21 protein-coding genes are annotated in these 26,783 nt (G+C 72.6%); 9 read left to right on the top strand and 12 right to left on the bottom strand.

All coding sequences use genetic code 11. From position 1 onward, the window contains the following. From ACFVYA_RS32045 to ACFVYA_RS32030, 4 genes are all read right to left on the bottom strand, one after another. On the bottom strand, positions 1-87 hold an 87-nt coding region (locus ACFVYA_RS32045; protein WP_387050344.1), incomplete at its 3' end, for a methyltransferase domain-containing protein. A gap of 18 nt (positions 88-105) precedes the next feature. Then, complete coding sequence (locus tag ACFVYA_RS32040; protein WP_387050324.1) at positions 106-519, bottom strand: Lsr2 family protein; 414 nt, start codon at positions 517-519, stop codon at positions 106-108. A gap of 247 nt (positions 520-766) precedes the next feature. Further along, on the bottom strand, positions 767-952 hold the full coding sequence (locus ACFVYA_RS32035) for a hypothetical protein (RefSeq protein WP_285989022.1): 186 nt from the start codon (positions 950-952) through the stop codon (positions 767-769). Positions 953-1,544: 592 nt separating this feature from the next. Then, positions 1,545-2,222 carry an HU family DNA-binding protein gene (locus tag ACFVYA_RS32030; protein WP_093950764.1) on the bottom strand — a complete coding sequence of 226 codons (678 nt, stop codon included), beginning with the start codon at positions 2,220-2,222 and terminating at the stop codon, positions 1,545-1,547. Positions 2,223-2,899: 677 nt separating this feature from the next. Between ACFVYA_RS32030 and ACFVYA_RS32025 the strand changes: the two genes are divergently transcribed. The 4 genes from ACFVYA_RS32025 to ACFVYA_RS32010 are packed head-to-tail and all read left to right on the top strand — an operon-like array spanning position 2,900 to position 10,288. Beyond that, positions 2,900-4,651 carry an ATP-binding protein gene (locus ACFVYA_RS32025; RefSeq protein ID WP_285989023.1) on the top strand — a complete coding sequence of 584 codons (1,752 nt, stop codon included), beginning with the start codon at positions 2,900-2,902 and terminating at the stop codon, positions 4,649-4,651. 36 nt (positions 4,652-4,687) lie between these two features. Continuing rightward, positions 4,688-5,848, top strand: coding sequence for an exonuclease SbcCD subunit D (locus tag ACFVYA_RS32020; protein WP_387050322.1), 1,161 nt, complete (start codon positions 4,688-4,690; stop codon positions 5,846-5,848). A 1-nt stretch (position 5,849) separates the two neighbouring features. Further along, the gene (locus ACFVYA_RS32015; protein ID WP_387050320.1) at positions 5,850-9,314 is read left to right on the top strand and encodes an AAA family ATPase; all 3,465 of its coding nucleotides are present in this window, start codon (positions 5,850-5,852) and stop codon (positions 9,312-9,314) included. Beyond that, the gene (locus ACFVYA_RS32010) at positions 9,311-10,288 is read left to right on the top strand and encodes a hypothetical protein (RefSeq protein ID WP_387050319.1); all 978 of its coding nucleotides are present in this window, start codon (positions 9,311-9,313) and stop codon (positions 10,286-10,288) included. Before ACFVYA_RS32015 ends, ACFVYA_RS32010 begins: the two co-directional genes overlap by 4 nt. A 60-nt stretch (positions 10,289-10,348) precedes the next feature. Here the strand turns inward: ACFVYA_RS32010 and ACFVYA_RS32005 are convergent, their stop codons facing one another. Further along, entirely contained in the window at positions 10,349-10,852 is a 504-nt protein-coding gene (locus ACFVYA_RS32005; protein ID WP_387050317.1) for a hypothetical protein, read from the bottom strand. A 163-nt stretch (positions 10,853-11,015) separates the two neighbouring features. On the opposite strand from ACFVYA_RS32005, the gene ACFVYA_RS32000 reads away from it, so the two are divergent. After that, complete coding sequence (locus tag ACFVYA_RS32000) at positions 11,016-13,070, top strand: glycoside hydrolase family 3 C-terminal domain-containing protein (RefSeq protein ID WP_387050315.1); 2,055 nt, start codon at positions 11,016-11,018, stop codon at positions 13,068-13,070. A gap of 4 nt (positions 13,071-13,074) precedes the next feature. On the opposite strand, the gene ACFVYA_RS31995 is transcribed toward ACFVYA_RS32000, so the two are convergent. The 4 genes from ACFVYA_RS31995 to ACFVYA_RS31980 all read right to left on the bottom strand — a co-directional run bounded on the left by ACFVYA_RS31995 (position 13,075) and on the right by ACFVYA_RS31980 (position 15,724). Continuing rightward, entirely contained in the window at positions 13,075-13,653 is a 579-nt protein-coding gene (locus ACFVYA_RS31995; protein WP_387050313.1) for a hypothetical protein, read from the bottom strand. Positions 13,654-13,705: 52 nt separating this feature from the next. Further along, positions 13,706-13,960 (bottom strand): hypothetical protein, encoded by a 255-nt coding sequence (locus tag ACFVYA_RS31990; RefSeq protein WP_285989030.1) that lies wholly within the window; start codon positions 13,958-13,960, stop codon positions 13,706-13,708. A gap of 90 nt (positions 13,961-14,050) precedes the next feature. Further along, complete coding sequence (locus ACFVYA_RS31985; RefSeq protein WP_387050311.1) at positions 14,051-14,788, bottom strand: MBL fold metallo-hydrolase; 738 nt, start codon at positions 14,786-14,788, stop codon at positions 14,051-14,053. 234 nt (positions 14,789-15,022) lie between these two features. Further along, on the bottom strand, positions 15,023-15,724 hold the full coding sequence (locus ACFVYA_RS31980) for an IclR family transcriptional regulator (RefSeq protein WP_051183801.1): 702 nt from the start codon (positions 15,722-15,724) through the stop codon (positions 15,023-15,025). Positions 15,725-15,866: 142 nt separating this feature from the next. Between ACFVYA_RS31980 and leuC the strand changes: the two genes are divergently transcribed. The 4 genes from leuC to ACFVYA_RS31960 all read left to right on the top strand — a co-directional run bounded on the left by leuC (position 15,867) and on the right by ACFVYA_RS31960 (position 22,441). Beyond that, entirely contained in the window at positions 15,867-17,300 is a 1,434-nt protein-coding gene (gene leuC, locus ACFVYA_RS31975) for a 3-isopropylmalate dehydratase large subunit (RefSeq protein ID WP_285989032.1), read from the top strand. A 22-nt stretch (positions 17,301-17,322) separates the two neighbouring features. Continuing rightward, positions 17,323-17,925: a 3-isopropylmalate dehydratase small subunit gene (gene leuD / locus ACFVYA_RS31970; RefSeq protein WP_285989033.1), complete on the top strand. Its 603-nt coding sequence runs from the start codon at positions 17,323-17,325 to the stop codon at positions 17,923-17,925. Between the two features lie 231 nt (positions 17,926-18,156). Next, complete coding sequence (locus ACFVYA_RS31965; protein ID WP_387050309.1) at positions 18,157-19,014, top strand: HU family DNA-binding protein; 858 nt, start codon at positions 18,157-18,159, stop codon at positions 19,012-19,014. A 613-nt stretch (positions 19,015-19,627) separates the two neighbouring features. Beyond that, positions 19,628-22,441 (top strand): BTAD domain-containing putative transcriptional regulator, encoded by a 2,814-nt coding sequence (locus ACFVYA_RS31960; RefSeq protein ID WP_387050307.1) that lies wholly within the window; start codon positions 19,628-19,630, stop codon positions 22,439-22,441. Between the two features lie 101 nt (positions 22,442-22,542). Here ACFVYA_RS31960 and ACFVYA_RS31955 read toward each other — a convergent pair whose 3' ends face one another. From ACFVYA_RS31955 to cofC, 3 genes are read right to left on the bottom strand one after another with little or no spacing between them, the layout of a single operon-like run. Further along, positions 22,543-23,496: an NUDIX domain-containing protein gene (locus ACFVYA_RS31955; protein WP_387050305.1), complete on the bottom strand. Its 954-nt coding sequence runs from the start codon at positions 23,494-23,496 to the stop codon at positions 22,543-22,545. Further along, complete coding sequence (locus ACFVYA_RS31950) at positions 23,493-25,874, bottom strand: RNA degradosome polyphosphate kinase (protein WP_387050303.1); 2,382 nt, start codon at positions 25,872-25,874, stop codon at positions 23,493-23,495. Before ACFVYA_RS31950 ends, ACFVYA_RS31955 begins: the two co-directional genes overlap by 4 nt. Before the next feature lie 55 nt (positions 25,875-25,929). Next, positions 25,930-26,550, bottom strand: a complete 621-nt coding sequence (cofC, locus tag ACFVYA_RS31945) for a 2-phospho-L-lactate guanylyltransferase (protein WP_285989038.1) — start codon at positions 26,548-26,550, stop codon at positions 25,930-25,932. Positions 26,551-26,783 lie beyond the last annotated feature (233 nt).

Genomic DNA, 26,783 nt, shown 5'->3' with positions numbered 1-26,783 from the left:
GGACAGGTCGACGCCCAGCACGTGCGGGAAGCGGTCGGCGAGATAGCGGGTCTGGGTGCCGTTGCCGCAGCCGAGGTCCCCAGTGATCTCCCGGCCACCGCGTCACTACTTCTTCGCGGCGGCGACCTTCTTGCGCGGCGCGCGCTTGCGCGGCGGGGCGGCGGGCGCCTCGGCCTCTTCGACCTGGGCCTGCTCGTAGGCGGCGATCACCTCGGAGGACAGCCGGCCCCGCTCGGAGACCTCGTAGCCGTTCGCGTTGGCCCAGGCGCGGATCTGCTGGTTGCGCTCGCGGTCGGTCGTGCTGGTGGTGGTCGACTGCCCGGTGGCGACGCGGACCTTGCGGCCGCCGATGCGCCGGCCGGCCGCGATGTAGCGGGCCAGTTCGTCGCGCAGGGCGGTGGCGTTGTCGTCCGAAAGGTCGATTTCGTAGGTGACGCCGTCGAGGCCGAACTGAACGGTCTGGGCGGCGGTGCTGCCGTCGATGTCGTCCAGGATCTCGACGAGGACTTTCTGGGCCACGGGAATGCTCCTCAGCTGGATGTGCGTCCGGGGGAACGCGACGTGTGACAAGTTGCACAATGGTCGGCGTTCTTCGGTGGAGTGTATCCACCCGAGGAGAGGTACGGCAATTTCCTCCCCGATACCCGGAACGGCGGCGGCCCGGGGTGGTCCTGATAGGACCGGCCACCGCCGTTCCGGCCGGGTCGCGGCTTTCGCCCGGCGACGGCGGCGCGGCGGCAATACCGGCGGAAATGCCGCCGGGAATCTACGTTCCGGACGGCGTGGAGCCCTGCTCGCCGTGGTGGTAGGGCGGATCCGTCTCGAGCGCCTCGTCGGCGGCCCCTTCGGCGGGATCGGCCAGGTGAGCCTCCGCGGCGGCTTCTTTTGCCTCTTTGATGAGCTGCCGGCTGTGGGCGAGGTCCGCTTCGGGCCGGTTTTCGTTCTCCGTCATCGCGACTCCTTGCCGTCGGATTGCGTTCTCTGCCCCGACGGCTACCCGCGAAGGCCCGCACGCAACCGTCGGGGGCCGGGGGTGGAAAGGGCCGCGGGGCGTTCACCCCAACGAGTGCCGCGGTGAATTGTTCGGCGGCTGGCGGCGGATCGGGTGAGCCGGTGACCGGGACCGGTTCCGTGGTGCGGGAGGACGGGGAATTGCGAGGTGGGTCCCGTTGCCGATGTCCTGTGTGGTGGCGCCGCGTCCGGGCCGTGGGCGGTGCACAGCGTTCAAGCCGCCGGAGAGTGGCGCGAGGCGGATCGGCAGTCCGGGAAGGCGAAGGCCCGCGCGGCAAGCCGTGAGCGGCGATCTCAGCCTGGGCTCGGGTGTGAACGGACCGCGGTGGTCCAGGGCTGGGGGTTCGCGCCGGTGCCTCCGGAATCGCCGGACACCCGCGCGCGATTCTCCGAGCGGTCGCAACACAGGAGAGCCCGGCCCGCACTCTCCGGCCCACCGCCGCCCGCCCGGCGCGCGGTTCACCCGGCCCCGGAACGCCGGAAGGGCCCCGCACCAGGCAGGTGCGGGGCCCTTCCGATCGTCGCCAGGGGTGTTACTTCTTCTTGGCGGCGGAGGTGCGCTTGGCCGGGGCCTTGGCAGCGGCCGGCTTCTTGGCCGCGGCGGTCTTGGTCGCGGCCGGCTTGGCGGCCGCGGTCTTGGCCCGCGTGGTGGTCGCCTTCGCCGTGGTGGCCTTGGCCGCCGTGGTCTTCGCCGCGGCGGCCTTCGGGGCCGCCTTGGTGGCGGTGGTGGCCTTGGCGGCCGGCTTCGCCGCGGTGGCGCGGGTCCGCGTGGTGGTCGAGCGCGTGGTGGCCGGCTTGGCCGCCGCCGCGCGGGTGGTGCGGGTCGTCGTCGCCTTGGCCGGCGCGGCGGCCGCGGCGGTCTTGGTGGCGGTCGCCCGCGTGCTGGTGGTGGCGGCGGTGGCGCGCTTGACCGGGGTCGCCTTGGGCAGCTTCTTGGTGCCGGAGATGACGTCCTTGAAGGTGGTGCCGGCGCGGAAGGCGGGCACGTTGGTCTTCTTGACGCGGACGGCCTCACCGGTGCGCGGGTTGCGGGCGGTGCGAGCGGCGCGGGCGCGCTTCTCGAACACCCCGAAGCCGGTGATGTTGACCTTTTCGCCCTTGTTGACCGTCCGGATGATGATGTCCACCAGACCGTCAACGGCCTGCGAAGCCACCTTCTTGTCGCCCAGACGCTCCGACAGCGCCTCGATCAGCTGGGCCTTGTTCGTCATTCCAGTCCTCCATAGTGGAACTACTAGTCACGGCCCATCTCGGCCGACACTGCACACGGTATTACCAATACCGCACAAAATCCAACCGGGGGTCGAAATATTTCCTTGTACGGGGGCGGGTTCCGCCTCCGCAGAGCCCCTCGCCGGACGCCGCCCGGTGCGCGGCCCGGACTCCCGCCACGCCTCTGATCAGGCAAAACCCGGTGGGTGAGCCGTCCACAGTGGTCGTCCATATAGGACCCGAGGCCCTTCCGGAGAACTTTTCCCGCGACACGCCGGTCCGGGGTGTCGCGGCGTGTGGGGGAGCCCACCCGGACCCGATCCCGCGCAACGGCGGGGGATCGCGGCCCGCCCCCGAGGCGCCCCTGGGGCCCTCCCGGCGCCGCTTCGCCGTGGAGCCAGGGGGAAGCGGCGCCCGTAACGCCCCGCCCGCCCGGCGCGACCCCTGGGCACGGCGTTGCGGCGCAACCGGTACGCCCGGCCCAGGCGTCGCCGGAATGCCTGTGGCGGGGACGAAAGACCCTCCCCGAAGGGTGAGCTCACTCGTTCGGCGCAGTCTTGGCCTGCGGCGACGCGGTGGCGGCAACGGTGGCGGCAAGGCCGTGTTGGGCGCGGGACTGTCGGTCCCGCGGGCTAGTCTGCCGCGGGAGGAAGCGCCGGGTGAGACAGGGAGAACCGTGGACCAGGAGACGCTCACCACCGTGGTCGGCCGGGTGGCCGGCACCGAGGACTCGACGCCGCTGCAGTTCTGCGTGGCCATCGATCAGGACGCCTATCTGCAGCTCGACGACGTGGTCGTGACCCGGCGGGAACTCCCGGGGCTCGGCGAAGTCACCTCCTACGGCGTCGTGACCCAGGTGACCGCGCGGCACGAAGGCGCCAGCTTCGGCAGCGACGTCTTCCTGATCTCCGACGGGGTCCTGCCCGCCCAGGTGCAGGAGATCGCCGAGATCGCCACCACCCGCGTCGAGCCCGAGTGCTACGTGCCGCCGAGGCCGGGCAGCCGGGTCGAGCGGGCCGTGGGAGAGGATCGCGCGCAGGCGCTGTACTTCGACAACATGACCCGCCAAGTGGCGGTCGGCCTCGGCCGGGACGGCGAACCCGTCTACCTCAACATGGACTTCCTCGACGGCACCCGCGGCGCGCACGTCAGCATCAGCGGTGTCTCCGGCGTGGCCACGAAGACGTCGTTCGCGTTGTTCCTGCTGCACTCGATCTTCCGCGGCGGCGCCCTGCCGAACGCCCACAACGCCAAGGCCCTCGTCTTCTCGGTCAAGGGCGAGGACCTGCTGTTCCTCGACACCCCGAACGTCCACCTCGACGAGAAGCTCAAGGCCGAGTACGCCAAGCTCGGCCTGCCCGCCGAGCCCTTCGCCTCGACCGGGTTCTTCGCACCGCCGACACCGTCGGACACCACGGGCAAGCCGCACGTGACCGGGCGGACCTCGGGTGTCGGCGCGTTCTGGTGGACCATCGCGGAGTTCTGCGCCAAGGACCTGCTGCCCTACGTCTTCGCCGACGCCGAGGACGAGCGCAACCAGTACACGATGGTCATCCACCAGGTCGCGAACCGCTTGCGCCTCGACAGCACCCCGGCGGGCAAGGACGGCGCGGCGAACGTCGACGGTGTCCTGTGCCGCACCTACGCCGAGCTCGTCGACGTCATCTGCGAGCGCGTCACCGACGAGGAAACCCGCGCGAGCTGGGCGGGTGCGGTCACCGGCGCGGGCACGGTCAACGCCTTCATCCGCCGCCTGCGCTCGAGCCAGCGCGCGCTGTCCGGCCTCATCCGCGGCGACCTCGCCGACCACCCCGCGCGCCAGCTGTCCACGGAGAACCAGCAGGTGACCGTGGTGGACATCCACAACCTCGTCGAGCGGGCGCAGCGGTTCGTCGTCGGCGTGACGCTCGCCGCGGAGACCGCGCGCAAGGAGGCGGCCGGCCCGGGCGGGCTGTTGTTCACCATGCTGGACGAGCTCAACAAGTACGCGCCGCGGGAAGGCAGCAGCCCGATCAAGGAGGTGCTGCTGGACATCGCCGAGCGCGGCCGCTCCCTCGGCGTCATCCTGATCGGCGCGCAGCAGACCGCCAGCGAGGTCGAGCGCCGGATCGTCAGCAACAGCTCGGTCCGCATCGTCGGCCGCCTCGACGCCGCCGAAGCATCGCGGCCCGAGTACGGCTTCCTCCCGGCCAGCCAGCGCGTCCGCGCGACCCTGGCCACGCCGGGCACGATGTTCGTGAGCCAGCCGGAGATCCCGGTGCCGATCGCCGTCGGCTTCCCGTTCCCCGCCTGGGCCACGCGGCTTTCCGAGGCCGGGACGATCCCGACGACCACAACAGGGCTGTCTACGTCGAAGAAGAGTGATCCTTTCGCCGGGCTGCCCACGCGCGGCAGCGACCCCTTCGGTGACGACCCGCCGCCGTTCTGAGCCTGACCGCCCACCACCCGAACGGAAGGACGAAGGGTGAAGTTCCTGCACACCTCCGACTGGCACATCGGCAAGACGCTCAAGGGGCGCAACCGCCTCGACGAGCAGCGGGCCGTGCTCGCCGAGATCGTCCGGATCGCGCGGGACGGGCAGTTCGACGCGATCCTCGTCGCCGGTGACCTCTACGAGACGTCGGCGCCGTCGGCGGCCGCGCAGGAACTCGTGGTGCGGGCGCTGATGGCGCTGCGCGAAACCGGTGCCGAGGTGCTCGCCATCGCCGGGAACCACGACCACGCCGCGACGTTCGAGGCGTACCGCCCGCTCCTGCGGGCCGCGGGCATCCAGCTCACCGGCGATCCCCGCCCGGTCCACGACGGCGGTGTCGTCTCGTTCGACGCGCGTTCGACGGGCGAGCGCGTCAACGTCGCCGTGCTGCCCTTCCTTTCCCAGCGCTACGCGGTCCGCGCCGCGGAGCTGCTCGCCGGGACCCCGGCCGACAACGTCGGCGAGTACGACCAGCGCGTGCGCGACATCCTGGAACACCTCAAGACGGGGTTCACCCCCGGCGCGGTGAACCTCGTCATGGCGCACCTGACGGTGACCGGCGGGACGATGGGCGGCGGGGAACGCGCGGCGCAGTCCATCTTCGAGTACCACGTGCCCGCGACGGCGTTCGGCGCCGACCCGCACTACGTGGCGCTGGGCCACCTGCACCGGCGCCAGTCGCTGCCCGCCGCGTGCCCGGTGCACTACAGCGGTTCGCCGTTCGCCGTCGACTTCGGCGAGCAGGACAACACCAGCGTGGTGCTGTCGGTCGAGGTGAGTCCCACCACGCCGGCGAAGATCACCGACGTCCCGCTGACCGCCGGGCGGAAGCTGCGCACGGTCCACGGCACCGTGGCGGAACTGACCGGCCGCGCCGCGGAGTTCGGCGAGGACTACCTCCGCGTCTACCTCCGCGAAGCGACCAGGGCCGGGCTGCGGGAGGAGATCCAGGAAGCCCTGCCGAACGCCCTGGAAATCCGCATCGACCCGGAGTTCGCCGCGCCGGTGACGACCTCGGGCCGCGACCGCGCGATCGCGGACCGTTCGCCCGGCGAGCTGTTCGCGAACTACTGCGCGGAACGAACCGTCGAGGACAAGCGCGTGCAGGCGCTCTTCGCGCGGCTGCACGACGAAGAGACGAGCGGGGTGTGACATGCGGCCAGTGCTGCTGGAGATGACCGGCTTCGCGTCCTTCCGCGAGAAGACCGAAGTCAGCTTCGAAGACACCGATTACTTCGCGCTCGTCGGGCCGACCGGCGCGGGCAAGAGCACGGTCATCGACGCGCTCACGTTCGCGTTGTACGGCTCCGTCGCCCGCTGGGACCACGAAGGCCTTGTCGCGCCCGCGCTGGCGCCGACGGTGAACCGCGCCACCGTGCGGCTGGTCTTCGACGCCGGCGGCGCGCGCTACCACGTAGTGCGGGAAGTCCGGCGCAGCGGCGGCAAGAAACCCACGGTCAGCGTCAAGAACGTCCGCCTGGAACGGCTGATCGACCCGGCCGCGCTCGGCGGCCCCGAGGACGAAGCCGACGCCGTTGCCGCGGACTCCGAAGTGACCCCCGCGGTCGAACGCCTGCTCGGGTTGACGTTCAAGCACTTCTGCACCTGCGTGGCGCTGCCCCAGGGCGACTTCGCGGAGTTCCTGCACGCGAAGGCCGCCGACCGCCAGAAGATCCTCATCAAGCTGCTGGGCCTGGAGGTCTACGAGCGGATCGGCCGCCGGGCCGGGGTGACGGCGGAGCAGCAGAAGCAGCGCGCCGCCGTCCTCACCGAACAGCTCGGCAGCTACGCCGACGCCACCGAAGAAGCCGTCGCCGAACACGCTGCCCGCATGATGGCGCTCGCGGAGCTGGACGCGCGGGTGAACGCGGCCCTGCCGGGGTTGAACGACGCCACCCGCGCGCACGACGAAGCCCGGCAACGCGTCGCCACGCTCACGACGGAACTGAAAGTCCTCGACGCTGTAGAACGACCGGACGGCGTCGAAGACCTCGAAACCCGGCGTCGCGACGCGGCGGCCGCGGCCACGGCCACCCGGGGCGCGTTGGAGACGGCGGAAACGGCGGACGAAGCGGCCCGCACCGCCCTCGCCGCGGCGCCCGCGCGCAGTGAACTGGAACGGATCCGCGCCGACCGCACCGAGCTCGAGGCGACCGAGACGGCCCTCCCGCGGCTCGAAGAGGCGGCGAAAGCGGCGGCGCAGACCAAAGACGCCGCCGCCGTCGCGGTCACCGAAGCCCTCTCCGTCGTCGAGGTGGCCCGGAAGAACCGGGACTCGACGGCCCGCGCCGCGGAGGACGCCGCCGCCGAAGCCGGGCGGGCCCGTCAGGACCGCGACCGGCTGGCCGGGCTGCGGCCGCCCGCGGATCTCGGGGACCTGTCGGCGGATTCGGCGCGCGTGGCGAACCGCACCGAAGCCGCGGCCGCCCGCCTGCGCACGGCCGAGGCCGCCGACACCGAAGCGCGGGCGGCGCTGGCCGCCCAGCCGGACGTCGCGCCGCTCGCCGCGGCCCGCTCCGACGCGCGCACGCTGTACGCGTTGTGCGAGGCACAACGGAAGGCCGTCCCCGAGCAGGCCGCGCGCCGGAAAGAACTCGAAACGGCGCGAAGCACCTTCGCCCGCGCGGACGCCGAAGTGACGGCGGCGAAGACCGCGGTGACCGAAGCGGAACGGGCCGGGCAGGCGCTGAGCCTGCGGGCCGGCCTCGCCGTCGGGCACCCGTGCCCGGTGTGCGAGCAGGAAGTCACGGCACTGCCCGACTCCGGCGGGCACGCCCACCTGGCCGAGGCCCGGGACCGCCTCGAGCGCGCCGAGCGCGATCGCGCCGCCGCCGAAGCCGTCGTGCGCAAGCTGGAGCGGGCCGTCGACCGCGACGCCGACTCCGCCGCGTCGGCGGCCGCCCAGGCGGAGGAACTGCGCGCGGTGCTGCTGGAAGTGGACGGCCCGCCCGAATCGGCGGTGCTGCTGCGGCCGGTCGAGGCCGCTTTCTCCGAGCAGGACTACGCGGACCTCGTCGCCGCGGTGCGCGAGCGGGGCGAGTGGCTGTCGAAGACGATCGATGGTCGCGCCCGCGCCGCCGGGACCGCGAAGGCCGCGGACGAGGAACTGGCCGCGGCCCGCGCCGAACGCGCGGCCGCGCAGCACGAGGCCGACGCCGTCGAGAAGTCGTTCGCGGCGGCCAGGGAAGCGCTGCGGGCCGCACGCGACCCCCTGGTGGAGCTGGGGGCGCCGGCCATCGACGGCGACGACGTCCCGGCGGGCTGGCAGCGGCTCACCGCGTGGGCGGCTTCGGCGCTGGCGGACCGGCGGACGGCACTGGCCGCGCTCGAAGCGGCCGCCGAAGCCAGGGGCAAGGAAGCCGTCGTCGCGGCGGACGACCTCGCCGCCGCCGAGCGGAACGCCGAGGAACGGCGGAAGCGGGCCGTCGACGCGGGCCTGGCCGAGCAGGCGGCGGCCACCGAGTTCGCCACCGCCCGGCGCCGGCGCGGTGAACTCGCCGCGGCGCTCGCCGGCGCTCCGTCCGCGGCCGTCGTCACCGAGGAGCTGGCGAAGGTCACTTCTCTCGAAAAGGCCGCGAAGCAAGCGGACGCGGACCTGCGCACCGCCCGGGCGGCGGCGAAACGCGCCGCGGAAGCCCAGGCCGGCATCGGCGCCCAGGTCGACGCCGAGCGGCAGCGGTTGTCGCGGGCGCGCGACCCGCTGGTCGGCCTTGGCGCCCCGCCGATCGACGGCTTTTCGGGGGTCCGGGTGGCGGAGCCCCCGGCCCGGGGCGAAGCCCCGGTTGTCACAGACGGCGGGAGCCTCCTCGAAGCCTGGTCCGCGCTCACGGATTGGGCCGCCGGCCAGGCGAAGGCCCATCGCGAGCGGCTGGCCGGCGCGAAGACCGAAGAAGGCGAAGCCGCCGAAGCGTTGCAAGCGGCCGAACGCGCGGTCGCCGACGACGTCACCGCGCTCGGGGTCGCCGTGCCGGAGGGGCCGGTGCGCGACCGCGTCCCGGTCGCCGTCGCGGCCGCCCGGGCGCGCGCCGAAGCCGACCACGCCGACCTGAAGCGGCGCGTGGCCCGGGTGGCCGGGCTGCGCGAAGACATCGCGGCCGCGGAGTCCGACGCCCAGGTCGCGCGGCTGCTCGCGGATCTGCTGCGCTCGGACAAGTTCCCGCGCTGGCTCATCGCCGGGGCGCTCGACACACTGGTCGCGGAGGCGTCGGCGTCGCTGCTGGAACTGTCCGGCGGCCAGTTCGAGCTGACCCACGACAAGGGCGATTTCCTGGTGGTGGACCACAACGAGGCCGACGCCCGGCGCCCGGTGAAGACGCTGTCCGGCGGCGAGACGTTCCAGGCGTCGCTCGCCCTGGCTCTGGCGCTGTCTTCGCAGCTGGGGGCGATGGCGGCCGAGGGCGCGACGCGGCTGGAGTCGATCTTCCTCGACGAGGGCTTCGGGACGCTGGACGAGGCCACCCTCGACGTCGTGGCGTCCACTTTGGAGAACCTCGCCGCGTCCGGCTCCCGGATGGTCGGGGTGATCACGCACGTGCCGGCGCTCGCCGAGCGCGTCCCGGTGCGGCTCCTGGTCACCCGGGACGGCACCGGCTCGCACATCGCCAGGGAGGGCGCATGACCGCGGTGGCCGGGATGAACTTCAGCATCGACGCCTGGGACCCGGGCTACGGCAGCTCGATGGAGGCCGAGGAGCTCGGCCGCTCCCAGGCCGAGGTCGAGCTCGACGTCGAGGTCCCCGAGGCCGAGTGGGCGCCGATCGACCCTTCGCCGGTTTCGCCGCCCGAGGCCGTGCTGTTCGTCGACGGCGTCCGGCGGATCGACGCGCGCGTCTGGATCGACGACCCGGCCGGCACGAACTCGGCGTCGATCGGGATCTGCGCGTCCTACGCGGCCGGGGTCGTGTGCTGCTGCGAGGGCCAGGCGCACGTCGTCGGCACCGACGTCCGGCGGGGGCTGTTCACCGTCGCCCCGCGGGCGGACGACATCGCCACCCCGGCCGGGATCTACACGGCGCACCGCGCGGCGGCCAAGGAGGACAAGCCGCTGCCGGTGGTGCTGTCGTCGGCGTTGCAGGAGCAGCTGGCCGAAACCGAGCTGGACACGGCGATCCGGGCGCGCACGGCGATCGACGGCCACGTGCGCGGCGACCTGCTGGTCGTGGACGGCCCGCTGCGCGGCCGGGCGCACCTCGACCGGGCCGTCGGGTTCATCAAGAGCCACCAGACGACCTACCTGCCCGGCGAGCTCAACGCGATGGTCGGCCGGCTCGGCCCGCACCAGCGCACGCCGGTGTTCCTGATGGGCACGACCTGGGTCCGGCACTCGTGGTACCTGCGGCTGCCCTCGGCCGGCGGGCCGCCGTGGTCCGGGGTCGTGCGGGTGGAGGCGGCGCCGCACCTCGGGCGCGAGCAGGTCGCCGAGCTGGCGAACGTCACCCAGTCGGTGCTGGGGCGGTTCGCGTCGGTGCCCTACAAGGACTCGCGGGCACCGCAGAACCTCTACCCGATCGCGGGGCTGGAGCGCGACCTGCGGCACCGGCTCGGCGACCAGCAGTTCGTGTACCGGGCGCTGCGGCTGGCCGCGGCCCGCTGACGCCGGGCCCCGGGCCGGCGGTCCGGGAACGCGCCGGCCCGGGGTGTCCTCTGTGGATGGTCAGCCGAGTGTGCCGTCCCCGGTCTGCGGTGCCCCGGCCGGCTTGACCGCGACCTGCGGTTTCGCCGGCTTGGCCGGCTTCGTGGCCGTGGCCGTGGGTTTGGGCGTCGCCGGCGTCGAAGCCGTCGGCTTCGGGTGGGTCGTGGTGCCCGGCGGCGGGGTACCCGTGATCGTGAACGAGCCGGTCGCCTTCCGGCCGTCGGTGCACGGGAACGCGGCTGTGTACTTCCCGGGGCGCCGGCCGGCCGTCGTGTACCCGGCGTGCCTGCCCCATTCGCCGCCCTCGGTCCACTTCAGCGGCGCGGTGAAGCCCCGGGAGGTGACCGGCCCGGCCGGTGTGCAGCCCACCTCCCACTCCGCGAACACGACCGCCTGGATCTGCCCGCCCGGCTCGACCTGCTGGGTCAGCGACCACACGACCGCCTGGTCGGCGTGTGCCGGTGCCGTCAGCGCGACCGTCGCCGCGCTCGCCGCCATTAGGCCGATCAGGGTTTTCTTGACCATGATTGAGTCCCCTCTCGTTGGTCCTCCTCCCACGCTTGAGCCGGGGAAATGGTTGAGCCCGTCCGCGAATTCAAGTATGTGAATTGACATCAGGTCTATGTTTCTCGATCACGTATGCGTTAGCTTGTCGGCCGATGGTCCCGTCAGCGGCGAGGGAGACTCGATGCGCACCGGCCCGTTCGTTCTTGCTGTGGTCCTGGGGTTGTCGCTGACGACGCCGGCGGTCGCGCAAGCGCAATCCTGGCGCGATGCCCGGCAGTCACCCGACCGCCGGGCCGCCGAGCTCGTCGCGGCGATGACCCTCGACGAGAAGATCTCCCAGCTGCACCTGCAGCCCGACGCCGAGCACCAGCGGTTCGTGCCGCCCATCCCGCGGCTGGGCGTGCCGGGGTTCCGGATCGCCAACGGCCCGGCGGGCATGGGGCCGGCCGACGACAAACCGCAGAAACCGGCGACCGCGCTGCCGGCCACCATGGCCCTGGCGTCGACGTTCGACACCGGCCTGGCGCGCCGGTACGGCCGGCTGATCGGCAGCGAAACCCGGGCGCTCGCGCACCACGTGTCCGAGGCGCCCGACATCAACATCGCCCGCGTCCCGCGCAACGGCCGGACGTTCGAAGGCATGGGGGAGGACCCGGTCCTCGCCGGCGCGCTGGCCGCCGCCGACATCCGCGGTATCCAGGAGAACGGCACCATCGCCGAGGTCAAGCACTACGCGGCGAACAACCAGGAGACCGATCGCCACAGCGTCGACGAGCACATCGGCGAGCGCACGCTCAACGAGATCTACCTGCCGCACTTCGAACAGGCGGTCACCGAGGGCCGTGCGGGCTCGGTGATGTGCGCCTTCCCCAAGATCAACGGCGTCTTCGTGTGCGAGAACCCGGCGCTGCTGCAGGGCAAGCTGCGCGACGACTGGGGGTTCAAGGGGTTCATCCAGTCGGACTGGGGTGCCGCGCACAGCACCGTGGGGTCGGCGAACGCGGGCATGAACCTCGAAATGATCGACGGGACCTGGTACGGCGAGAAGCTGAAGCAGGCCGTGCTGGCCGGGCAGGTGAGCGAACAGCGCGTCGGCGAGCTGCTGCTGCCGCGGTTCCGCACGATGTTCGCCTTCGGGCAGTTCGACCACCCGCCGGTCGCCTCGCCGCTGCCGACCGCGCAGCACGACGCCGCCGCGAAGGAGTTCGCCGAGCGCGGCATGGTGCTGCTGCGCAACGAGCACGCGCAGCTCCCGCTCGACGCGGGCGTGCGCTCGATCGCGCTGATCGGGCCGTTCGCGACCAAGGCCAAGACCGGCGGCGGAGGCAGCTCGGCCGTCATCCCGACGTCCACAGTGGACCCGCTGCCCGGGCTGCGGCAGCGCGTCCCGGGTGCCGTGGTGACCCTGGACGACGGCAGTGACCCGGCGCGCGCGGCCGCGCTGGCCCGGACCGCCGACGTCAGCGTGGTGATGGTCGGGGACAACGAGACCGAGGGCAAGGACCGGCCGAGCCTGGCCCTGGACGGCAACCAGGACGCGCTGGTGACCGCCGTCGCCGAGGCCAACCCGCACACGGTCGTCGTGGTGAAGAGCGGCGGCCCGGTGCTCATGCCGTGGGCGTCGAGCGTGCCGGCGATCCTCCAGGCGTGGTACCCCGGCCAGCAGGACGGCGCGGCGGTGGCGGGCGTGCTCTTCGGCGACGTCAACCCGTCGGCGAAGCTGCCCATCACGTTCCCCGCCGCGGACGCCGACACGCCGGCGAACACCCCGGCGCAGTTCCCGGGCGTCGGCGGCGTCGCGACGTACTCCGAGGGGCTGCAGGTCGGCTACCGGTGGTTCGACGCGCAGGGGCGTGCGCCGCTGTTCCCGTTCGGCCACGGCCTGTCGTACACGACGTTCGCCTACTCCGGCCTGTCGGTGCGCAACACCGGCGACGGCGCCACGGCGACGTTCACCGTGCGGAACACCGGAAACCGGGCGGGCGCCGAGGTCGCCCAGGTGTACCTGGGCTTCCCGGCGGCCGCCGGTGAACCGCCGCGCCAGCTCAAGGGCTTCGAGCGGGTGTCGCTGGCGCCGGGGCAGGCCCAGCGCGTGACGGTCCGGCTGGACTCGCGCGACTTCTCGGTCTGGGACACGGCGACCCACGCGTGGCAGCCGGCGCGCGGCGCGTTCACCGTGTCCGTCGGCGGTTCGTCGCGGTCCCTGCCGCTGCAGGCGCCGCTCGTGCGGCGGTGAGGTCTCAGGCCTTGCAGCCGGGCGCGGCGGTGGCGGCGAGCATCAGCTCCGGGGACGCCGCCACGGCGCCGACCGGGTCGTAGGTGCCGTCGACGTCCTGCTGCGCCTCCTTGACGGCCTTGACGGCCGAGACCTGGGACGCCTCGTTGCCCGGCTTCGCGCGGTCGAACGTGGTCTTCGCCTCGGCGGCGCGGTCGCGGGCCTTCGTGAACTTCGTGACGAAGGCCTGCCGGACGGTGTCGCCGAGCGGCACCGGCGCGGGCGGCAGCGCGGTGAGCTTGTCGACCGTCTCGCCGGTGCGGGCCGCGATGCCGCCCAGCGACGCGCTGAGCGCCTTCTGCGACTCGTCGACCGAGCCCGGCGTCGGCTGCGCGACTTCGGCTTCCCGGTTGGTGCGCTCCCGGTAGCCGTGGACGGCGGCGCAGAAGCCGTCCATCCAGCGCACGGCGGCCGGATCGGCGACCGGCGCGGACGTGATGGTCTCGACCGGGCGCAGGTTCTGGGACGGCGGGGCCCCGGGCGGCGTGTTCGCGCACGCGGACAGCAGCAGGGCGGCGCCGAGCAGGGCGGTGGCAGTCTTCATGGATCCCCCTCGCGTTTGCCGGGTACACGCGCGAGCGGGCCGGAAGGTTGCGTCACGCGGCGGCGAGAGTACCGCCCACCGCCCGGAGGCCCTCGGCGGTGAGTTCCGCCCGCGCCCACTGCCCGACGGCGACGACCCGCACGGGCCGGATCAGACCGGCCCTGGCCAGCTGGTGCGCGGTCGCCTGGTCGCAGCACGGCAGGCCGTCGACCCGCAGGTCGGGTTCGCAGCTGCAGGTGAGTTCGGCCCGCCCGGCCCCGACGGCCCGCAGCATCGCCATCGCCCGGCGATTCAGTTCGGTGTTCATGGTGGTCATCCCCCTCTGTGGTGCTGACTCAGAGGAGACGTGGCCGCCGTCACCGAATACGCCACTTCGGCCACGGTCACCCGAACGGCGCTACGTGCGCTTCCCCCAACGCTGGTCGTCGGGGTCCTCGCCGCGCTGCACCGCGGCGAGGTAAGCCCGGTCGACGGCGAAGCGGGCCGCGATCTCGGGCCCCTTGGCCACGGCCCCGTGCCCGGGGATCACGACATCGACGCGCTGAGCGGCTTCTTCCAGCCGGTCGAGTGCGGCCGGGTAGGTGTCCGCTTGGTCCGGGCGGCGCGGATCGAGCAGCGGGATCAGGACGTCGGAGAGCATGTCGCCGGCGATCAGGACACCCCGGTCGGCGAGCAGGAGAGCGGCGTGGCCGACGGCGTGCGCGTCGTGCTCGATGAGCTCGCCCGGGATCGGTCCGCTGTCGTCGCCGCTGTTGCCGCTGTCGTCGCCGCCGTCGGGCAGCGGAGTCAGGAGCGCGATCGGTTCAAGGGGAATGTCCGGCGCGGTTTCCTGGGCCATGGCCTGGGCTCGTTCCCGCGCTTCACCGGCGATCCGCGCGTTGGCGGCGGTGGCGTACCGGGGGACGTCGCCGAAGCGGGGGTGCCAGAGCAGGTGGTCCCAGTGCGGGTGGGTGGAGAACCCGGCGACGACGGGAATCCCGAGCCGGTCCAGATCGTCGGCGAGCTCGGCCAGTTCGGCGCCGGTGATCCCGGGGTCGACGACGACCAGCCCGTCGTCCGCCTTCACGACGGTGGTGTTGCTCCAGACCCACTCGCTCTGCCGCACCCACACACCGTCGGCCACCTGATTCAGCATCGGCTCACCGTGTCAGGTGTCCCTGCCGCGCGCAATCACCTCGGGCCGGCGGCCTCGACGTGTCCGCGGGGGAAGGGAGGTTGCCGGTTTTCGGGCTTTCGGCGTCGTCCTGGGGCGCCCCCCCGGAATCCAGTCTATCGGCCCCTGCCGACGAAAGCCCCGGAAAAGGCGCTGCCCGGGCCTGCTTGTCCACATCACGACCAGCCTGTGGAAAAGCGGACCCGGGCAGCGACCTCAGAGCCGTTCCTGCAACGCATCCGCCGCGGCGAGGAGATCCGCCGCCCAGCGCGCTCCCGGCTTGCGGCCGATCCGCTCGATCGGCCCCGACACCGACACCGCGGCCACGACCGTCCCCGCCGAATCCCGCACCGGCGCCGAAATGCTCGCCACGCCCGGCTCGCGTTCCGCCACGCTCTGCGCCCAGCCGCGCCGCCGGACCTCCAGGAGCGTGCGCTCGCCGAAGACCGCGTCCGCCAGGATCGTGCGCTGCGTGTGCGGGTCCGCCCAGGCCGCGAGCACCTTCGCGCCCGACCCCGCCGTCATCGGCAGGCGCGAACCCACCGGCACCGTGTCGCGCAGGCCACTCGGCGGCTCCGCCGTCGCGACGCACACGCGCTGGACACCGTCGCGCCGGTACAGCTGGACGCTCTCACCCGTGACGTCGCGCAGTTTCGGCAGCACCACGCCCGCCGCGTCGAGCAGCGGGTCCGTCGAACCGCCCGCGAGCTCGGCCAGTGCCGTACCGGGGCGCCAGCGCCCGTCGGGACCGCGGCGCAGCAGCCGGTGCACCTCCAGGCCGACCGCGAGCCGGTGCGCGGTGGCCCGGGGAAGGCCGGTCCGCGTGCACAGTTCCGCGAGGCCGCAGGGGTCGTCCGCGACCGCCTGCAGGACGGCCACTGCTTTGTCCAGTACTCCGATACCGCTATGCTGTCCCACGACCCGATACTAGCGTCCCGCACTTTGGGAAGTCCAGTATCTGGGAAACCCCGAACTCGAGCTGCGCCCTTCCTTCGCGGCTCGCATCCGTTCCGCAGGTGCGCGCCCGAGTTCCGACGTCGAACCGTGGAAGGAGCCGGAGATGACCAGCCCGACCGGCAAGGCCCGCACACTGGCGGAGAAGGTGTGGGAAAGCCACCTCGTGCGCCGAGGCGAAGGCGCCGAACCGGACCTCCTCTACATCGACCTCCACCTGCTGCACGAAGTCACCAGCCCGCAGGCCTTCGACGGCCTCCGCCTGGCCGGGCGGCAGCTGCGCCGCCCCGACCTGACCATCGCGACCGAGGACCACAACGTCCCGACCGTCGACATCGAGCTCCCCATCGCCGATCCGGTCTCGCGCACCCAGGTCGACACCCTTCGCCGCAACTGCAAGGAGTTCGGTGTCCGGCTGCACCCGATGGGTGACGCCGAGCAGGGCATCGTGCACGTCATCGGCCCGCAGCTCGGCCTGACCCAGCCCGGCATGACCGTGGTCTGCGGCGACAGCCACACCTCCACGCACGGCGCGTTCGGCGCCATCGCGTTCGGCATCGGCACGTCCGAGGTCGAGCACGTGATGGCCACCCAGACGCTGCCGCTGCGGCCGTTCAAGACGATGGCGATCACCGTCGACGGCGAGTTGCGGCCCGGCGTCACCGCGAAGGACATCATCCTCGCGGTGATCGCGAAGATCGGCACCGGCGGCGGCCAGGGCTACATCCTGGAGTACCGGGGGGAGGCGATCGCGGCGTTGTCCATGGAGGCGCGGATGACCGTCTGCAACATGTCGATCGAAGCCGGCGCCCGCGCCGGGATGATCGCCCCGGACGAGACGACGTTCGCCTACCTGAAGGGCCGTCCGCACGCGCCGCAGGGCGCGGACTGGGACGCCGCCGTCGAGAACTGGCGGCAGCTGCGCACCGACGACGGCGCCGAGTTCGACGCCGAGGTGCACCTCGACGCGAGTGCGCTGACGCCGTTCGTGACCTGGGGCACCAACCCCGGCCAGGGCCTCCCGCTGAGTGCCGAGGTACCCGACCCGGAGGCGATCCCGGACGAGAACGACCGCATCGCCGCTGAAAAAGCCCTGTCCTACATGGACCTGAAGCCGGGCACGCCGCTGCGGGAGATCGCCGTCGACACCGTCTTCCTCGGCTCCTGCACCAACGGCCGGATCGAGGACCTGCGGGCCGCGGCCGAGGTGCTCCGCGGTCGGAAAGTGGCGGACTCGGTCCGGATGCTGGTGGTTCCCGGCTCGATGCGCGTCCGCAAGGCCGCCGAGGCCGAGGGGCTCGACCAGGTCTTCACCGAGGCGGGCGCCGAGTGGCGCCAGGCCGGCTGCTCGATGTGCCTGGGCATGAACCCGGACCAGCTGAAGCCGGGCGAGCGCAGCGCGTCGACGTCGAACCGCAACTTCGAGGGCCGGCAGGGCAAGGGCGGCCGGACGCACCTGGTCTCGCCGCTCGTGGCCGCCGCCACGGCCGTCCGGGGCACGCTGTCGTCGCCGGAAGACCTGCTGACCGCCGCCCGCTGACCCACCCGAGGAGCTACCGAACATGGAACCGTTCACCCAGCACACCGGCGTCGGCGTCCCGCTGCGCCGGTCCAACGTGGACACCGACCAGATCATCCCGGCGGTCTACCTCAAGCGGGTGACCCGGACCGGCTTCGAGGACGGTCTGTTCGCCGCCTGGCGCGGCGACGAGGACTTCATCCTCAACCAGGAGCCGTTCAGGAACGGAAGCGTGCTCGTCGCGGGGCCGGACTTCGGAACCGGTTCCTCCCGCGAGCACGCCGTCTGGGCGCTGATGGACTACGGCTTCAAGGTCGTCATCTCCGCCCGCTTCGCCGACATCTTCCGCGGCAACTCCGGCAAGGGCGGCCTGGTGGCCGCCCAGTGCGAGCAGCACGACGTCGAGCTGCTCTGGAAGCTGCTGGAGAACGAGCCCGGCACCGAGGTCACGGTCGACCTCGAGACCAAGACCGTGCGGGCCAAGGACTTCACCGCGCCCTTCCAGATCGACGACTACGTCCGCTGGCGGCTGCTGGAAGGCCTCGACGACATCGCGCTGACGTTGCGCCATGCCGGTGAGATCGACACCTTCGAGGCGAGCCGCCCGTCGTGGAAGCCGACGACGACGCCGGTGGCCGCCGGCTAGCCCGGTCTTGGGGCGGGATCGCTTGCGCCGCAACAGATCCCGCCCCTTTCGGGCTGCTTCGCCCAGACGTCGTACGGCCCTCCAGAAGCCCTTCACCGGGCTCGCCGCGCGGCGGAACCCCTCCCGGGGCAAGGGAAAGTTTCCGCGCACCGGGTGGAATTTGTGCTGCCTTGGTAATACCGTGTCGCTAGCCGGCCGACGCGGCCGTGGATCCTTCCTGGAGGACTGGACATGGCCAACAAGGCCCAGCTGATCGAGGCGCTGACCGAGCGCCTGGGCGACAAGAAGGCCGCTTCCGAGGCGGTCGACGGTCTGGTCGACATCATCATCCGGACGGTCAACAAGGGCGAAAAGGTCAACATCACCGGCTTCGGGGTGTTCGAGAAGCGCGCCCGCGCAGCGCGGACGGCCCGCAACCCGCGCACCGGCGAAGCGGTGCGGGTCAAGAAGACGAACGTGCCCGCCTTCCGCGCCGGCACCACCTTCAAGGACGTCGTTTCCGGAGCGAAGAAGCTGCCGAAGGCCACCCCGGTCAAGCGCGCAACGACGGGCACCCGCGCGGCCGCGACCACGACTCGCACAGCCTCGACTGGCACAGCCGCGGCTCCGAAGGCCGCCACGACGCGTTCGACGGCCACGCGAACACGCGCAACGGCGGCCAAGCCGGCAACGACGAGGACAACGGCGGCGAAGGCCGCCCCGAAGACGACGGCGGCGAAGCCGGCAACCACGCGCGCCAAGGCGGCGGCACCCAAGACCACGGCGGCGAAGGCGACGACGGCGGCAAAGACCGCGGCGGCGAAGGCGACAACGGCGGCGAAGACCACGGCCGCGAAGGCGACGACAGCGGCGAAGACCACAGCGGCGAAAGCGACCACGGCGGCGAAGACCACGGCCGCGAAGGCGACGACAGCGGCGAAGACCACAGCGGCGAAAGCGACCACGGCGGCGAAGAGCACCGCCGCGAAGCCGGCCACGGCTCGCCGGACCACGGCGGCCAAGACCACCGCGGCCAAGACCACGGCGGCCAAGACCACCGCGGCCAAGACCCCGGCGAGGCGGACTTCGGCCGCGGCGAAGAAGGACTGACCGGCCAAAAACTGTCGGACCCCTGCGGTAACGTGAAATCCGGGGGACCCCCAGGGGGCGACCCCCTGCTGGACGAGCGGCTTTTCGGCAGGGCCCCGCGCGACGTGCGCGGGGCCCTGCCGCATGTCCGGACGTTGCGGCAGAAGCCGCCCGCCCGCTCGGAAGGGCGACTCGCGTACCCAGCCGGCCGGTTCGCGTACGGGGACGGTCGGCGCGCGGATCGAGTCGGGGCGCGGGCGAGCCGACTGTCCGAGTGCACGAGCCGAGCCTCCGGGCGCGCGAACCGCTCTCTGGCCCGCGAACCGACTGTCCGGGTACGCGGGCCGACTCTCCCCGTACGCCAGCCGACCCTCCACGCACGCGAGCCGACCCTCCTGCACGCGAGCCCGACCCTCCACACACGCCAGCCGACTCTCCACGTACGCCAGCCGACTCTTCGGTCACGCCGAGCCGAACGAACCGAAAGTCACCCGCTGCCAGTATCAGCGTCCCGAACGGACACCGCGCGTCACCCGCTCGGCCCAACCTCCGCCCCGGGACCGGTTCCGCCAATTTCGCAAAGTTGCTTGAGCGCCCGGCCGAGTGATGCCACGCTGCGTTCCTCGGGGCCCGCGTGCGGCGCGGGCCGGCCGTGCGCGAGGCGAACCTGGGGGCGACCACCATCGACATCCGGCTGCTCGGCCCGTTCCAGGTGCTCGTCGACGGTTCGCCGGTCGTGCTGACCAGTTCCCGCCAGCGCGCGCTGCTCGCCACGCTCGCGCTCGCCGCCGGCCGTCTCGTGTCGATCGATGCCCTCGCCCGGGGCGTGTGGGGCGAAACGCCGCCCGCGCACATCCGGGGCAGCCTGCAGACCTACGTGATGCGCCTGCGCCGGCTCTGCGGCGAAGACACCGTCGTCACCGAACCGGACGGCTACCGGCTCGCCGTCGACCCGTCCCGGGTGGACGCCCTGCGCTTCCTCCACACCCTCGACCAGGCCGCCGCCGCGACGGAACCCGCGCGTCGCAGAGAACTGCTCACCGCCGCGCTCGACGGCTGGGGCGGCGTCCCGCTCGAAGGCGTCGGCTCTCCCGCACTGGCCGCCGAATGGGGGCCGCTGCTGACCGAGCGGTACCTCTTCGCCGTCGAACAGCGCATCGACCTCGACGCCGGCCTCGTCCCCGACGCGCGGCTCATCGCCGAACTCACCGACCTCGTCGCCCAGCACCCGCTGCGGGAGTCGTTGTGGGAACGGCTGGTGCGCACCCTCGCCCGGTCCGGGCGCCGCGCCGAAGCGCTCGCCCGGTACGCCGGGCTGCGGGCGTTGCTGGCCGACGAACTGGGCGTCGAACCGGGCGAAGACCTCCGCCGGCTGCACGCCGAACTGCTCGCCGCCGACGCCGATCCGGCCGTCCACACCGTCCCGCGGCAACTGCCCTTCGACGTCGCGGGCTTCACCGGCCGCGGCCCCGAACTCGCCGAACTCGACCGGCTGCCGCCCGGCGGCGCGTCCGGCATCGTCGTCATCGAAGGCACCGCCGGGGTCGGGAAGACGTCGCTGGCCGTGCACTGGTCCCACCGCGTCCGGGACCGCTTCCCCGGCGGCCAGCTCTTCCTCGACCTGCGCGGCCACTCCGCGGACACCCCGGTCACGCCCGGCGCCGCGCTGGCCGGCTTCCTGCGCGCCCTCGGCGTCCCGGCCGAGACCCTGCCCTCCACTGTGGAGGAACGCTCGGCGCTGCTCCGCAGCAGGCTGGCCGGCAGCCGCACCCTCATGCTGCTCGACAACGCCCGCGACGCCGACCAGGTCCGCCCGCTCCTGCCCGGGCCCGGCAACCTCGTCGTGGTGACCAGCCGCAACCAGCTGCGCGGCCTCGTCGCCCGCGACGGCGCCCGCCGCATCGCCCTGCGCTCGTTCGACGACCGCGACGCCGCCGCGTTGCTCGCCGGCAGCGTCGGGTCGCAGCGCCTCGCCGCCGAGCCCGACGCCGTCGCCGAACTCGTGCAGCTCTGCGGGCGCCTGCCCCTGGCACTGGCGCTGGCCGGGGAACGCGCTTCACGGTTTTCCGGCGTCTCGCTCGCCGGCATCGTCGAAGAACTCCGCGACCAGCGGCTGCGGCTCGACACCCTCCGCGACCCGCAGGACGCCGGCACCGACCTCCGGGCCGCGTTCTCCTGGTCGTACAAGGCCCTGCGCCCGGCCGCGGCGCGCTTCTTCCGGCTGCTCGGCCTGCACCCCGGCCACGGTTTCAGCCTCTCCTCGGCCGCCGCGCTCGCCGGCGTCGACCTGCGCGAAGCGCGTGAGCTCGCCGACCAGCTCGCCGCCGCCCACCTGCTCAACCAGCCCGGGACCGACCGCTACCAGTTCCACGACCTGCTGCGCGTCTACGCGGGCGAACTCGTCGAAACCGAAACGACGGAGGCCGAGCGCGCGGCGGCGCTGCGGCGGCTCGTCGACTGGTACCTCGCCAGTGTCGCCGAGGCGAACAAACTGGTCCGTCCCGACCTGCTCACCGAGGACATCACGCTCGACCCCGCGCCGCTGCCCGCCGTCCGCTTCGCACAGCACGAGCAGACGATCGCCTGGTACACCACCGAACGGCAGGCCCTCACCGCGCTCGTCGGCATCGCCGCCGGTCACGGCTGGACCGCGCACGCCTGGAAACTCGCCTGGCTCCTGCGCGGGTTCTTCGCCGAGCGCCACGACCGCGACGACTGGATCACCACCGCGCGCACGGCCGTCGCCGCCACCCGCGACGCCGGCGACAGCACCGGTCTCCAGTACAGCGCCAACAACCTCGGCTCGGCCTACCTGCGCACCCTCCAGCCCGACCAGGCGCTCGAGGCGCTGGAGGAAGCGCGCGCCGCGTCCGAGAACGGCGACGGCACCGCGTTGACGGTGGCGATCCTGTCCAACCTCGCCGGCGCGTACTACGTCCGGGCCGAATACGCCGAAGCCGAACGCCACGCCCTGCAAGCCGTCCACCTCGCGCGCGACCACGGCCAGCGGAGGTTCGTGCCGCACGCGCTCCTCAACGTCAGCGCCAGCCGCATCGGCCTCCGCGACTACGACCACGCCGCCGAAGCCGCCCAGGCCGCGCACGAAGCCTTCGCGGAACTGGGCGACCGCTACCACGCGGCGCTCGCGCTCGGGAATGTCGCCGAGGCCCTCGAAGGAGCCGGCCGGCACGACGAAGCGGAACGGGCCGGCCTCGACGCGCTCGCCGAGCTCAAGGAACTGAACGCCGACTACGGCACGATCGACGTCCAGATCACCCTCGGCCGGCTCAAGCACCGCATGGGCCGCGCGCACGAGGCGGGCGGCCACTGGACCGAAGCGCTGACGGTCAGCCAGCGCCTCGGCGACCCCCGCGTCACCGAGGTCCAGGCCCTGCTGGCCACGGTGCCGACAGAAACCCCCTCGCCCGGGGATGCGCCGTACCCCTAGCCCGGCGCAGCCCAGCGGGACCCTCAGCAAGTACACCAAGATCGACTGTCACGGCGCTGTCTCGTGCTGACAGCGCTCTGCGGCCCGTGTGGACCACCGGCTCAGGAGTGGCTGGGGGAGGGGACCGGCAGGGCGCTCGGGTGGTAGTCCGCCGCCAGGAGCAACGGACCTTCCGAGGCCGTCGGCGGGCGGAACGACAACACCCAGAACGAGCCCTTCTTGCTCGGCACCACCCCGCCGCGCGCGGCCGGGAGCTCCACTCCGTCGCGGTCCGCCAATGCGCTCACCAGGTCCGGGATCACGCCGCCCTGGCTGCACACCACCGGTGTGCCGCCGTCCCCGGCGATCGCCAGGAGGCGCGCCGCGCCCAGGACCGGGTCCGGCCAGTAGCCCTCTTCCGAGAACAACGGCTCGTGGCGCACTTCGGCCGCGAAGTCCTCCGCCACCCCGTGGACCGTCTGCACGCAGCGCAGCCGCGGGGCCGACAACACCCGGTCCGGGCCGAACAACGACAGCACCCGGCGCAGCGCCGCCGCCTGGCGACGGCCCGCCTCCGACAACGGCCGGAGGTCGTCGTCGCCGGACCACTCGTCGCGTTTGCCCGCCTTCGCGTGCCGCACCAGCAACAGTGTCGTCAAGCCCACCGGCAGCTCGCAGAACGCCCGCAGCACCCGGACGTCCTCCGGCCGCGTCAGCAGCTTTTCCGCCGCCATCGGGTCCAGCCAGCGCAGCTCGTCGACCTCGTCGTTCGCCTCGAACCCGCCGGAAGCCGCTTCCGCCGCGAAGTAGTCGACCGTCTTCGGCACCGTCCCGGCCCCGTGGCGCGCCGGCACCGGGTACGCCGTCCGGGCCAGGTAGCGGCCCAGGACCGCGGTGAACCCGGTCTCCTCGCGGACTTCCCGCACCGCGGCCTCGGCGATCGTCTCGCCCGGGTCGAGTTTTCCCTTCGGGAACGACCAGTCGTCGTACCGCGGGCGGTGCACCAGCGCGACCTCCGTCGCGCCCCCGGCGACGCGCCACAGCACCGCGCCGGCCGCCCGTACCTCTTGGGTCATCCGGCGGCCCCGTGCAGCTTCGCCAGCTCCAGCTGGTGATCACGCACGCGCGAGCCTTCGGCCGGGAACGGCGACCACTCGCCGCTCGCCGTCAGCACCCAGCAGCGCGTCGCCGGGTCCAGCGCCGAGTCGAACATGTCGTCGAGCTGCCCGGTGAGCTTCGGATCCTTGACGCGCACCAGCGCCTCGATCCGCCGGTCCAGGTTGCGGTGCATCATGTCCGCGCTGCCGATCCAGTGCGTTCCGCCCGCGCGGAAGTGGAAGACCCGCGAGTGCTCCAGGAACCGGCCGAGGATCGACCGGACGTGGATGTTCTCCGACAACCCCTCGACACCCGGTTTGAGCGCGCAGATCCCGCGGACGACGACGTCGACCGGCACACCGGCCTGCGAGGCGTGGTAGAGCGCGTCGATCACCTGCTCGTCGACCAGCGAGTTGCACTTGATCCGGATCCCGGCCTGCTGCCCGGCCCGGGCCAGCTCGATCTCCTCGCCGATCGCGCGCACGATGCCGCGCCGGATGCCGTGCGGCGACGTCAGGATCGTCCGGTAGGTGTCCTGGCGCGAGTAGCCGGTCAGGACGTTGAACAGGTCGGTGACGTCCGCGCCGATGCTCGGATCCGCCGTCAGCAGCCCGAGGTCTTCGTACAGCCGCGCCGTCTTCGGGTTGTAGTTGCCGGTGCCGATGTGGCAGTAGCGCCGGATCGTCGAACCCTCCTGGCGCACCACCATCGACACCTTGCAGTGCGTCTTCAGCCCGACCAGGCCGTACACGACGTGCACGCCCGCGCGCTCCAGCGTCCGCGCCCAGGTGATGTTCGCCTGCTCGTCGAACCGCGCCTTGATCTCCACCAGCGCGACGACCTGCTTGCCCGCCTCCGCGGCGTCGATCAGCGCGTCGACGATCGGGGAGTCACCCGACGTCCGGTACAGCGTCTGCTTGATCGCGAGGACCTTCGAGTCGGCGGCCGCCTGCTCGATGAAGCGCTGCACGCTGGTCGAGAACGAGTCGTACGGGTGGTGCACCAGCACGTCGCCCTCGCGCAGCGTCGCGAAAACGCTCTTCGGCGTCTCGCGCTCGCCGAACGCCGGGTGCGTCGCCGGGACGAACGGCCGGTCCTTCAGCTCCTTGCGGTCCACACCGGACAGCTGGTGCAGGCAGGTCAGGTCGAGCAGGCCGGGCACCTCGACGACGTCCGCCGGGTCGACGTCCAGCTCGCGCAGCAGCAGCTCGAGCATGTGCTCGCTCATGTCCTGCGCGACCTCGAGGCGCACCGGCGGGCCGAACCGGCGCTGCGCCAGTTCGCGCTCGAGGGCCTGCAGGAGGTCTTCGTCGCGGTCTTCGTCGACCTCGAAGTCGGCGTTGCGGGTGACGCGGAAGACGTGGTGCTCGGTGACGTCCATGCCGGTGAACAGCTCACCCAGGTGGGCGGAGATGAGCTCTTCGAGGGGGAGGAACGTCGCCGTCCGGCTGGTGCGCTCGGTCTCGACGCGCATCAGGCGCGGCACGTTGCTCGGCACCTTCACCCGGGCGAAGCGCTCGGTGCCGCCTTCCGGGTCGCGGACCGTCACCGCGAGGTTGAGCGAAAGGCCCGAGATGTACGGGAACGGGTGCGCCGGGTCGACGGCCAGGGGCGTCAGGACCGGGAAGATCTGTTCGGAGAAGTAGCTCGACAGCCGCAGCTGGTCGGCGCCGGCCAGGTCGGCCCAGCCGACGATGTGGATGTCCTGCTCGGCCAGCTGCGGGCGCAGGTGCTTCTCGAACGCGCCGGTCTGCCGCTCGACCAGGTCCTGGTTGCGCTTGGCGATGTAGCCGAGCTGCTCGCGCGGGGTGAGCCCGTCCGCGCTGCGCACCAGCAGGCCGGTCTCGTCGCGGCGCTTCAGGCCGGCGACGCGGACCATGTAGAACTCGTCCAGGTTGGACGCGAAGATCGCGAGGAACTTCGCCCGTTCGAGCAGCGGCTGCGACTCGTCCTCGGCCAGCGCGAGCACACGGGCGTTGAAGTCCTGCCACGAGAGCTCGCGGTTGAAGTACCGGTCGTCGGGCAGCGTCTCGACGGCGGTGGGCGCGGCGGTGACCGCCGGCGGCGCCGAGGGGACGGCCCGGAACTCCTCGGCCGCGACCGGGTTGCCCTGGGTGGAACTGCGGCGCCGCGTCGGCGCCGGGGTGGCCGTCGGCGACGTGGTCTTGCGGGTGCGCGTCTTGCCGGCGGTGGCACGGGCGGCGGTGTCGCGCGCGGTGGACTTCGACGGGACCTTCTTGGCGGCCGCCGGTTTGGCGGTGGGGGTCTTCTTCGCCGTCTCCGAAGATCCGCTGGCCGGGTTCCGTCGCCTCCGCGGTGCGGGCGTACTGCCGTCGTCTGTGCTCACGGCCCCCATTCTTCACTACGTCACGCGGAATTGCGCAGGCCTCGGTGAAGGTCGGATGAACAGCTCAGCGCGGTTCGCCGAGGCGGGCGGCGGTGTGTTTTCCGACACCGAGAGCGCGGACGTGGGCGAGATCATCCGGGGTGTCGACGTCGCTGCGCAGGGTCGGCAGCGGCCGGGACAGGGCGATCGCCCCGGACGCGGCGTGCAGCCGCGCCGAGCCGGGCCCGAAGCGGGGATCGAGGGGCTCGCCGGGGGCGGCCAGCAGCAGGGTGGTGCCCGTGCCCTGGCGATCGGCGACGAAGGCCCGGGTGCCGGCGGCCTCGGCGATGGCGGCGGTGAGATCGACGGCGCGCAGGGCGGGGAGGTCGGCTTGGAGGGCACCGACGACGGCGTCCGGATCATCGGCTTTGAGCAGGGCTTCGCCGTGACGGAAAGCGGCGTTGAGGGACTTTTCGGCGGGTTCGGCGACGATCTCGACGCCGAGTTCGCCCAGTTCGGCAACGGCTTCGGGATCGGCGGCGACGAGCAGCACGCGCCTGACCCGCGCACTCGAGGCCACGGCGGCGAGCGTGTCGGCGGCGAACGCCATGACCAGCCCGGCGTGGCGCTCCACCTCGACGGCACCACGCAGCCGCGACTTGCCGTCGCGGGGGTGTTTCATCGGCACGACCAGATCGACGTCCACGTGTCCATTTTTACCCGAAAGCCGAGGCGGCCGGTGGTGGACGGGGCGGGTTGTCCACAGGTGACGGGTGTTGTGGACAGGTTCGGGGCGGGTGGGGTTTGCGGCGGGGTTTTGTCGGGTGGGGGCGATAGCGTCGAAATCGGGGGTGCCCCGTTGGGGGATGGTGGCCCCCTTGGGAGGGCGGGCTGTGTGGGGCGGGCTGTGTGGGGCGGGCTGTGTGGGGCGGGCTGTGA

The organism is Amycolatopsis sp. NPDC058278 (assembly GCF_042881395.1).
Lineage (GTDB): Bacteria > Actinomycetota > Actinomycetes > Mycobacteriales > Pseudonocardiaceae > Amycolatopsis.
The sequence above is the reverse complement of the archived record's forward strand: the minus strand, read 5'-3'. Positions and strand labels throughout refer to the sequence as shown.